Annotated in this window: 10 protein-coding genes; 5 read left to right on the top strand and 5 right to left on the bottom strand. The window is 74.4% G+C overall.

All coding sequences use genetic code 11. The features are described from left to right. Window positions 1-139 precede the first annotated feature (139 nt). Window positions 140-775 (top strand): NUDIX domain-containing protein, encoded by a 636-nt coding sequence (locus ACFY0X_RS09805; protein ID WP_387751350.1) that lies wholly within the window; start codon window positions 140-142, stop codon window positions 773-775. Window positions 776-935: 160 nt separating this feature from the next. Here the strand turns inward: ACFY0X_RS09805 and ACFY0X_RS09800 are convergent, their stop codons facing one another. After that, a complete protein-coding gene (locus tag ACFY0X_RS09800; protein WP_387751348.1) occupies window positions 936-1,097 on the bottom strand; it encodes a hypothetical protein in 162 nt (53 codons plus the stop codon). Between the two features lie 144 nt (window positions 1,098-1,241). Then, window positions 1,242-2,675, bottom strand: a complete 1,434-nt coding sequence (locus tag ACFY0X_RS09795; protein ID WP_387751345.1) for an MFS transporter — start codon at window positions 2,673-2,675, stop codon at window positions 1,242-1,244. 322 nt (window positions 2,676-2,997) lie between these two features. Here ACFY0X_RS09795 and ACFY0X_RS09790 point away from each other — a divergent pair, with 322 nt between their 5' ends. Continuing rightward, window positions 2,998-3,903: an NADP-dependent oxidoreductase gene (locus ACFY0X_RS09790; protein ID WP_387751342.1), complete on the top strand. Its 906-nt coding sequence runs from the start codon at window positions 2,998-3,000 to the stop codon at window positions 3,901-3,903. A 64-nt stretch (window positions 3,904-3,967) separates the two neighbouring features. On the opposite strand, the gene ACFY0X_RS09785 is transcribed toward ACFY0X_RS09790, so the two are convergent. Then, complete coding sequence (locus ACFY0X_RS09785) at window positions 3,968-4,996, bottom strand: CU044_5270 family protein (RefSeq protein ID WP_387751339.1); 1,029 nt, start codon at window positions 4,994-4,996, stop codon at window positions 3,968-3,970. Continuing rightward, window positions 4,993-5,694 (bottom strand): RNA polymerase sigma factor, encoded by a 702-nt coding sequence (locus ACFY0X_RS09780; protein WP_387751336.1) that lies wholly within the window; start codon window positions 5,692-5,694, stop codon window positions 4,993-4,995. Before ACFY0X_RS09780 ends, ACFY0X_RS09785 begins: the two co-directional genes overlap by 4 nt. Window positions 5,695-5,826: 132 nt before the next feature. Between ACFY0X_RS09780 and ACFY0X_RS09775 the strand changes: the two genes are divergently transcribed. Beyond that, window positions 5,827-7,404, top strand: a complete 1,578-nt coding sequence (locus tag ACFY0X_RS09775; protein WP_387751334.1) for a serine protease — start codon at window positions 5,827-5,829, stop codon at window positions 7,402-7,404. A gap of 178 nt (window positions 7,405-7,582) precedes the next feature. Here the strand turns inward: ACFY0X_RS09775 and ACFY0X_RS09770 are convergent, their stop codons facing one another. After that, window positions 7,583-8,302, bottom strand: coding sequence for an SDR family oxidoreductase (locus ACFY0X_RS09770; RefSeq protein ID WP_387751331.1), 720 nt, complete (start codon window positions 8,300-8,302; stop codon window positions 7,583-7,585). Between the two features lie 114 nt (window positions 8,303-8,416). Between ACFY0X_RS09770 and ACFY0X_RS09765 the strand changes: the two genes are divergently transcribed. Next, window positions 8,417-8,989 carry a TetR/AcrR family transcriptional regulator gene (locus ACFY0X_RS09765; protein ID WP_387751329.1) on the top strand — a complete coding sequence of 191 codons (573 nt, stop codon included), beginning with the start codon at window positions 8,417-8,419 and terminating at the stop codon, window positions 8,987-8,989. Next, a complete protein-coding gene (locus tag ACFY0X_RS09760; protein WP_387751326.1) occupies window positions 8,986-9,819 on the top strand; it encodes an SDR family NAD(P)-dependent oxidoreductase in 834 nt (277 codons plus the stop codon). Before ACFY0X_RS09765 ends, ACFY0X_RS09760 begins: the two co-directional genes overlap by 4 nt. Window positions 9,820-9,905: the final 86 nt, after the last annotated feature.

The raw sequence follows: 9,905 nt of genomic DNA, 5'->3' as shown, positions 1-9,905 counted from the left end.
GGCGGGGGGCGCCCGCTCCCGGCCCGGGCACCCCCCCCCCCCCCCCCCACCCAACCCCCCGGAAAACACCCCCCCGGGGGGGCCGGCCGCCCCCCCCCGGCCCCCCCCCCCCACCTCTCTGCTGTCGTCGTCCGTACGTATGCTGGAGCGGCTTGCCGGAGCATCCCGGGTCCTGACGCTGCGCCATCCGCTGGGACTGCCGTCCGGCGACATCGCTGCGGCGCCCGCTTCGAGAACGGCCACCTCATCGAACGGCCCGAAGCCGCAGCAGCGTGATCACGGAGCGCCACCCGACAACATGGAGGGACATCCGGTGCAACCCGCGCGCGTGCGAACAGCCGCCTACGTGACCCGCAACGTCCCGGGCGGCCGGGAACTGCTCGTCTTCGATCACCGCGATCACCCCGAGGCCGGTACGCAGGTGCCGGCGGGTGGCGTGAATCCCGGGGAGCGTCTCACCGATGCCGTCCTCAGGGAGATCGCGGAGGAAACCGGCGTCACCGCCGTCGTGCTCGACACCGCCCTGGCCGTGCAGCAGCGCCGGCACCCTCACACCGGCCGGCCCCGGGTCACCGTGTTCTTCCACGCACAGACCACCGAGACCCGCGACACCTGGATGCACACCGTTGCGGGACAGCAAGGAGACCAGGACCACGGCATGGTCTTCCGCTGCTACTTCCTCCCGGTGCACCAGGCCGCCGGTCTACTGGCCGACCACCAGAGCGAGTTCATCCCCTTCGTGGAGCAGCACGACGCCCCCACGACCAGCCGGTGATCACGGTCCACAGGTCTTGACCACGACTCGACCTGATCACCGGCGGCTCCAAGACCGTCGAGGTCCGGGTCGCCGACGCGTCGATGAAGCGGATCAGGGTCGGGGACCCGCTCGACCTCACCTGTCGGTCGCCGGGCGGGGGTGCGACGGACGGCGCCGGTCAGCGCCCCGGGCAGCCGCGGGCGGTGGCGGGCCTGGCCGGCTCGGCGGCGGCTGCCGCGGCGGCGCCGGCCAGGCAGGCGATCAGGCAGCGGGTGACGGGGTGGCGTACGGCCCGCAGCAGTGCGGGCGGCAGGGTGGCGGGGGTTTCGCGGGGTCTCATCGGACGCTCCTTCGCGGGGGGCGGACAGAACGGGGAAGGCGGTGCACGGCCGCCGGGGGCCGCGTCGGTCGACGCGGCCCCCGGCGGGGCGGGCGGGGCAGGCGCCGGTTCCGGGCCCGCCCCGCGGTGGGGTGGTGGACGGCCTCACGCGGCCGTCGCCGACCGCGCCTCGCGGGCCGCGCCCTCGGGGCGCGGGGTGCGCAGGGTGGCCATCGCGAGCAGGCCGCCGACCACCGCGATCGCCGCGGCGCCGACGAAGGCGGCCGAGAAGCCCGAGGTCAGGCCCTCGACGGTGGCGTCCGGGGTCCGGGCGCCGGCCAGCGCGGTCATCGCGGCCAGGCCGAGCGCCGAGCCGACCTGGTAGCCGGTGTTGACGATGCCGGAGGCGAGGCCGCCGTCCTGCGGGGGCGCGCTGGAGATCGCGGTGCCGAGCGAGGGGATGAAGGCGAGCGCCATGCCGATCGCGGCGAGCAGCGAGGCGGGCAGCACGTCGGTCCAGAAGTTGCCGTCCGGGCGGGCCAGTGAGAGCCCGAACAGGCCGGCGCCGAGGGCCAGCATGCCGGTGACGACCAGCGCCTTGGGGCCGAAGCGGGCGATGAGCCTGGGCGCCGCGGTGATCATGATGGCCATGATGGCGACGGTCATCGGCAGCAGGGCCGCGCCGCTGGCGAAGGCACCGAGGTGCAGCACCTGCTGGAGGTAGAGGTTGAGGAAGAACCACATCGGCACCCAGGCCGCGGCCAGCAGGAACTGGGCGAGGTTGGCGGCGCCGAGGTTCGGCACCCGGAAGATGCTCAGCCGCATCAGCGGCTCGCGGCGCCTGCCCTGGATGACCAGGAAGGCGATCAGCAGCACGGCCGCGCCGGCCAGCGTCAGCAGGGTGGACGCCGAGGCCCAGCCCTCCTCCGGGGCACGGACGACGGCGTACACCGCGGCGGCCAGGCCGCCGGTGACGGTGAGCGCGCCGAGGACGTCGATGCCGCCGCTGCGCCGGGGCGCGGAGGGCATCAGCGCGGGGGCGGCGAGCAGCGCGACCACGGCCACCGGGATGTTGACGTAGAACACCCAGGGCCAGCTGATGTACTGGGTGATCAGGCCGCCGAGGAAGACGCCCGCGGTACCGCCGGCCGGCGCCGCCGCGCCGTACAGGGCGAAGGCCTTGGTGAGTTCCTTCGGGTTGCCGCCGAAGAGCGTCATCAGCAGGGTGAGCGCCGAGGGGGCGATCAGCGCGGCGCCGAGGCCCTGGACGCCGCGGCCGGCCAGCTCGGTCGGCACGTTCTGGGCGAGCCCGGCGAGCAGCGAGCCGGCGCCGAGGACGGCCCAGCCGGCGCTGAACAGGCGGCGGGCGCCGAGCAGGTCGGAGAGCCGTCCGCCGAGCAGGAGCAGGCCGCCGAAGGCGACCACGTACGCGTTGAACACCCAGGACAGGTCCTCCTGGCCGAAGCCGAGGTCGTCCTTCATCTTGGGCAGGGCCACCCCGATGATCGAGGTGTCCATGATCACGACGAACTGCGCGGCGGCGATCAGCGCCAAGGCGCGCCACCTCCGGGGGTTCGGCCCGGTGTTGTCGGTTGCCATTTCTCTTGCTCCTTACCCGTTGGGGGTATCTAGCCACGGCTGCGGCCGGGGCATCGGAGCGCGGCCGGAAAGTGCCAACTCGCAGTAAGGGCAAGGCGGGCACTCCGGCCGGCGGCTCCGGCGGGGACGTCGATGAACATACCCTAGGGGGGTACGGTTTATCTACGGAAGGCAGCGGGGGAATCCGGCGCCATGGGGGCAGGGGGTATGCCGTCGGGCGGGGGCGGGTGCGGGTGCGAGAACCGGTGACTGGCGCGGGAATCCCGTGATCTCCGCCGCGGTTCCACGAAGCGTCAGCAGGCCTCAGGACGAGAGGACTTCCGTGCGCGCCATCCGCATCGACCGTTTCGGCTCCCCCGAGGTCCTCGACCTCGTCGAGGACCGGCGGCCCCTGCCCGGGCCCGGGGAGGTGCTGGTGCGGACCGTCGCGACCGGCATCAACCCCGTGGACGACAAGACCCGGGAGGGGGCCATCGGCGAGGGGACTCCCCCGCTGCCGCTGACGCTCGGCTGGGACCTGGCCGGGGTGGTGGTCGACGGCGGCGCGAGCCCGCTGCGGGCGGGGGACGGGGTGTTCGCGATGTCGCACCAGCTCGACACCGCCCGGGGCACCTGGGCCGACCTGGTCGCCCTTCCGGCGGAGGCGGTGGCCGTCGCACCGCGCACGGTCAGCCTGGTCGAGGCCGCCACGCTGCCGCTGCCCGGCCTGACGGCGCTGCAGACCCTGGACTGGCTCGCGGTGTCGGCCGGCGAGCGGCTGCTCGTCGCCGGCGCCGCCGGTGCGGTCGGCGGCCTGGCCCTGCAGATCGCCCGGGCGCGCGGCGCCGAGGTGGACGCCCTGGTCTCCCGGGACGGCCAGGGCGCCTTCGTCCGCGAGCACGGCGCGGGCCTGGTCTCCACCGACCCCGCCGCCTTCGGGGGCCGCCGCTACGACGCCGTCTTCGACACCTTCGGGGCCTTCGTCACGGAGGCGGTCGCGGACGGCGGCCGGTACGCGTCCATCGCCACCCAGGCCGGCCCGGTACCCGACCTCTCCGCCCGGGGCGTGCGCACCACCGTCCACCAGGTCCGCGAGGACGGCGCCGGGCTGGCCGAACTGGCCCGGCTCGTGGACGAGGGCGCGTTGCACCCGCGCGTGCACGCCACCTACGGGCTCCACCGGATCCGGGCCGCGCACGAGCGGTTCCGGGAGGGCGGGCTGACCGGGAAGATCGTCGTCACCTTCTGAGACCGTCCGGCCGTCCCGGCCGGGCGCGGGCCGGGGCCGTCGCCCGGCTCAGCGCGTCAGCGGATCACCGCGCTGCTGGCGGAAGTTCACCGGCCCGGTCGGCCGCGCCCTTGGCGAGGACGGCCGAGGTGCCGACCACCGTCCCGGTCGGGCCCGCGTCGCCGTCCCCGTCGAGGAGCGTGCGCTCGCCGAGGAACGCGTAGGTGGTCCGGTCGAAGACCCACTGGGTCTGCCGTCCGTGCGCCGTACGGGCCACGGCGACACCCTCGCGCCCGGCGGCGTCGACGGCCGACGGGACGACGGTGACGCCGGGAATCCGCTCGGCGGCCCGGTAGAGCGCGGCGCTGACCCGCGGCGGAGCCCAGGTCTCGGCCAGCAGATCGCCGATCGCGGCGAAGGCCCGCTGGTTCGGGTCCTGGCCGGGGTCACCGTCCCTGATCAGCTCCAGCAGGGCGTCCGGGTCGGTGGGCAGCGAGGCGACGTACGTGTGGGTCGGCGCGTCGATCGACGGTCCGCTTCCGCGCGGGGTGTCGAGCCGGCTGTCGGGCCCGCCCTCCTCGCGCAGCAGGCCGGGGCGGCTGCCGTCGGCGGACAGCCAGACCTGTCGGGTGTGCGCGGGAGCCATCGTCACGGGACCGCCGGCGGCGCTCTGCGCCGCGTAGGCGACTCGGCTCTCGATGTAGACGAACTGGTCGGCGCGGACCGGCGGCTGCTCCGGCCCGTCGGCGGCGGCGAGCGCGATGCGGTCGAGGAGGAGCACCGCCTCGGCCGCTCCGGTGGCGGCAGCGCCCTCGGGCGCCGCCGCGCGCCCGGCCGTGCCTCCGAGGTCCACCGCCAGGGCGCCGGCAACGGCCAGCGCGCAGGCGAGCGCCGGCATGGCGATCCGGAACCGGACCGGACGCCGGGTGGCGCGCCGCCGCCGCGGCTCGCCGGACGCGGTATCGCGCAACAGGCGTTCCCGCAGCAGCAGTTGACGATCCTCCCGCAGGTCCGGCACCGCCGGCGGGGGCAGCAGCTCGGCGAGTCCGCGGCGCTCGGACTCCTCGGACTCCTCCGACTGGCAGTGCGGACCGCGCCGTGGGGCGGCGTTCATCCGTGGCTCTCCTGGGTCGACGGCCGGAGCGCGGGGACGCGACCCGGTACGGGCAGGGCGGTGACGGCGGAGCGGGCCCCGGCACCGGCCGCCGCCCTGGGTTCGGCCCTGGCTCGCGCTTTCGCCCCGGCCTTCGCTTCGGCCCTGGATCGCGCCTTCGCCTCGGCCCTCGCTTCGGCCTCGGTCAGCTCGCGCAGCCGGGCCCGCGCCCGGGACAGCCGGGAACGGACGGTGCCGACCGGCGTGCCGAGCGCCTCGGCCGCGCTCGCGTAGTCCAGCCCGGCCCACACCACGAGGGTGAACACCTCCCGGTCGCGGCGCCGGAGCCGGCCGAGCGCACGGCGCGCGGCGCACAGCTGGTCCACGTCCGCGAGGTGCGCGACCAGGTCGTCGGCGAAGTCCGGGACGGAGCCGCGCTCCGGGAGCCGGGCGAGCGCGAGGTCGCGGCGCCGGCGGGCACGGGCGTTGCGGCGCATGACGTTGGTCGCGATCCCCAGCAGCCACGGCCGCAGGCCGTCGCCGTCGGAGTGCAGCCGCTCCCGGCTCCGCCACGCCTCCAGGAAGGTCGTCGAGACGACGTCCTCGGCCTCCGCCCAGTCGCCCGTCACGCGCAGGGCGTAGCGGTACAACACCTGGGCGTGCTCGTCGTACAGCTCGCCCAGGACGTCGGGGTCGCCGCGGCGAAGACGCGTTCTCATGAGTGGTTCCACACTCTGCCCTGCCCGGCCCGTTGCGCGGGTTCCGGTGACATGTGTCACAGGCGGATCGCGGGAACTCCCCCGTCCGTCCGAGCAGTACGGAGCATGAGCGCACCTTCCGATCCCCGTTCCGTGCCCCGTCGGAAAGCCCTCCGGGCCCTGGCCGTCACCGTCGCGCTGGCCGGCACCTCGGCGGCCGGCTTCTCGGCTCCCGCCTTCGGCGGCCCGGCCTTCGCCGCCGGGCCGCCGACGTACACCCTCACGATCAGGCACCTGGACCGCGCCGGCCAACCGGTCCGGCCGTACCGCACCCATGTCGCCGGGATCTTCGAGGCCGGGCCCGAGCAGGTCGTCGAGGAATCCGACGCGTCCGGCGTCACCACCGTCCGCCTGCCCAGGGGCCGGTACCTGCTGGACAGCACCCTGAGCTCGGGCGGCCCGGGTACCGGGTCCCCGTACTGGACGGACTGGATCGTCCAGCCACGCCTGGACCTCGACCGGGACACCACCGTCACCGTCGACGCGCGGACCACCGCCCCCGTCGACGTCCGGCCCCCGGACGGCTCCGCGCGCTTCCGGCAGAGCACGATGTCCGTCGAGGTCACCCACGGCGGTGTCAGCAGGACGGCCCACGTCGGCAACGGATCGACGAACCTGCGCGTGGCCCACCTGGGGCCCGACACCGAACCCGGCGCGCTGAGGCAGTGGTTCGACTCCCACTGGGAGACCGACGGCGGAGGCTACGTGCTCGGCCCGACCTTCTCGGGCACCCGCGCCCTCACCGGCCTCACCCGGCACTACTCCGCACCGGAGCTGGCCACCGTGAACATCCGCGGCGCCGCCGGGCCGGGCGGTACCGGGTTCGGCCTGTACAACCTCCAGCCGACCGACGGCCAGACCATCGGCGCCTCCAACAGCATGAGGACGCCGGGCACCGCCACCTTCCACGTCACGCCCGAGCGCGGCACCTGGGACATCGGCTACACCGCCCCCGGCCCGGAGGGCACGGCGCCGCGCCACTACTCCGCCGACCGCGTCGCCGTACGGGCCGGGAGCACGACCGGCCACACCTTCGACGGCCCGGTCTTCGGCCCCGCGCTCACCGACCGCCCCGCCGTCGTCCGCGACGGCGACCGGATCACCGCCGACGTCCCGCTGCTCGCCGACGGCGACGGCCACGTGCCGTCGACCCCGTCGTTCGACACCGCCTACACCTCGCTCCACCGCGACGGCGTACTGGTCGGCGCCTCGTCCGGCACGCCCGGACGCGGCGAGTTCACCGTGGCGCCGGGCCGGGCGTCCTACCGACTGGCCGCCACGGCGACCCGCAGGGCCGCGGCCGGCGCGACCACCCGGGTGACCGCGTCCTGGACCTTCGCCTCGGCCACCACCGCCGGAGCGACCGCGCTCCCGGTGAGCGTCGTGCGGTTCTCCCCCGAGCTCACCCCGGCCGGCACAGCGGCGGCCGGCCGCCTCCTCCGCATCCCGGTGACCGTCCAGGGCGCCGCCGCCGACGGCCGCACCCTCTCGCTGACCGTCTCGGCCTCCACCGACGCCGGCGCCTCGTGGACCCGCCTCCCACTCGCGGACGGCGCCGTCACCGTCCACAACCCGCCCCCGGGCACCGGCGTCTCCCTGCGCGCCGAACTCACCGACACCGACGGCAACACCCTCGACCAGACCATCGCCGACGCCTACCGCACGGCGTGAACTCGCCCGCACCGTCACTGTCCTGAGTTTCACTCAGATTTCCGTCCTCGCGTTGGGTCCACCGGGGGGCCGGACCATGCGCCGGCCCGGCCGGGGGTCACCCCGGCGTTGGGTGTCGGCGTCCTGCCCCTGCCGAGGTGAGGCGGCAGGAGCAGGACGCCACGGCGCGGTGGGCAGGTCAGCCGAGCGAGACCAGACGCGCGCCCCCGTCGGTCTCGATGATGGTGCCCGTGAGGTTGGCATTGGTGGCGGCCAGGGCCACGACCTCGGCGATCTCCTGTGCCGAGGCGATGTGGCGGACCGGCAGGGTGGCGGCCGCCTGTGCGAAGTACTCGCGCTTGGCGTCCTCCGGCAGGCCGTTCCACCAGGGCGTGTCGACGAGCCCGGGAGAGACGGCGTTCACCCGTATCGGAGCGAGTTCCGCGGCCAGCGGCCTGATCAGGGCCTCGACGGCGCCGTTGATGGCGGCGATGCCGGCGGTTCCCGGCATGCCGGTCCGCGCGGTGATGGCGCTGAGCAGGGTGATGGACCCGTCCGGCGTGAGGTGCGGTAGGACCGCCTGGATCGTGGTGACGTGGGGCCAGAACTTCGCCTCGAACGCGCGTCGCAGCATCGTCAGGTCGAGATCGGCCACCGGCCCCGGCCCTTCGCTTCCGCCGGCCGCCAGGACCAGCCAGTCGATGCCGCCGGTCGCCTCGGCGAGGGCGCTCATCTCGTCAGGGTTTCCGGCGTCGGCCCGGTGCCCGACCAGTTCGGCGTCCGTGACGGCAAGGGCGTCAAGGCGCTCCTTGCTGCGGCCGGCGATGTGCACCGTGGCGCCACGAGCCTGGAGCAGGCGGGCCGTTGCGAGCCCGATGCCGGACGTTCCCCCGACCACGAGGGCAGTGCGCTGGGACATGACGTCTCCTTATTTCGAACCGCTGCGTCTCGAATTAAGCTAGCCTCCATGGTCATGGACGATCAACCCCCCTTGGAGTCACGCCCGGGACGCAAGCGCAGCGAGGAGAGCCGGATGGCGATCCTGGTCGCGGCGTTCGAACTGGTCGGCGAGGTCGGATACGCGGGCCTGACGATCGAAGGAATCGCCAACCGCGCCGGATGCGGCAAACAGACGATCTACCGCTGGTGGCCCTCCAAGGCCCACGTTCTCCTCGAAGCACTCGCGGTGAAAGCCGATCTGTACGTCACGAACGCCGACCACGGCTCCTATGCCGACGACCTACGGGCCTTCCTCGGGGACACCTTCCGGCTCGGCCGCCAGCAGCTTGTCGTCGACATCCTGCGCGTCCTGATGGCGGAGGCCCAGATCAACGAGGAGTTCGGCCGACTCTTCCGCAGTGCCTTCCTGCAGCGCCGGCGCGACGCGCTCCAGGCAGTCCTCGACCGGGCCCGGACACGGGGCGACCTGCCGCCCCGCCCTGCTCCGTCCACCGTCCTGGACATCGTGTTCGGCACCCTGTGGTACCGCCTCCTGGCCACGCGCCGGCCCATGGGCGACGACCTCGTCGAGGACCTCACGGCCACCCTCACGCAGACCGCCCAACCCCCGACCGGCACGGTGATCGACCGGGGGGACCGGCAATGACCCCTCGCCGCACCATCCTCGTCACGGGGGCCACCGACGGCCTCGGCCTGGCGCTGGCCGAACGCCTGGCAGCCGACGGCGCCGACCTGATCCTGCACGGCCGCGACCAGGCCAAACTCGACCGCGTCGCAGACCGGTTCGCGGCCCGCGGCGCATCCGGGCCCCGGACCGTGACCGCGGACCTCGCCGACCTCGGCCAGGTCCGCCGCATGGCCGCCGAGATCCGGGCGTCGGTGGACCGACTCGACGTCCTGGTGAACAACGCCGGCATCGGCGCCGGGCAACCGGACGGCCGCACCCGCCGCACCAGCGCCGACGGCCACGAGCTGCGCTTCGCCGTCAACCACCTCGCCGGCTTCCTGCTCACCCTCGAACTCCTGCCGCTGCTGCGCGCGTCAGCGCCGGCCCGCATCGTCAACGTCGCTTCCATCGGCCAGCACCCGCTCGACTTCGAGAACCTGATGCTGGAGCGCGACTACGACGGCACCCGGGCCTACGGCCAGAGCAAGCTCGCCCAGATCGCGTCCGGCTTCGAGCTCGCCGCACGCCTGCCCGCCGACGAGGTCACGGTCAACAGCCTGCACCCCGCGACCTACATGCCGACCAAGATCGTCCTCGCCGAGATCGGACACAGCATCGACACGCTGGAAGAAGGAGTGACCGCCACCCGCCGGCTCGTCACCGACCCGGCACTCGCCGGTACCACCGGACGCTTCTACGACCGCACCCGCGACGCACGCGCCCACTCCCAGGCCTACGACAGCGCGGCCCGACTGCGCCTGTGGCAGGCGAGCCTGCGACTCACCGAAGCCGAGAACCCCCTGGGTTGAGCGCCTCCGAGGGCAACAGCACTGCCACAGCGTGGTGTTGGCGGCTTCGGGCGCGGCTCCCGGCGAGCCCCTTCATTACCCTAGGG

This window comes from Kitasatospora sp. NPDC001547 (assembly GCF_042894165.1).
GTDB lineage: Bacteria > Actinomycetota > Actinomycetes > Streptomycetales > Streptomycetaceae > Kitasatospora.
This window is presented reverse-complemented; position numbering and strand designations above follow the sequence as displayed.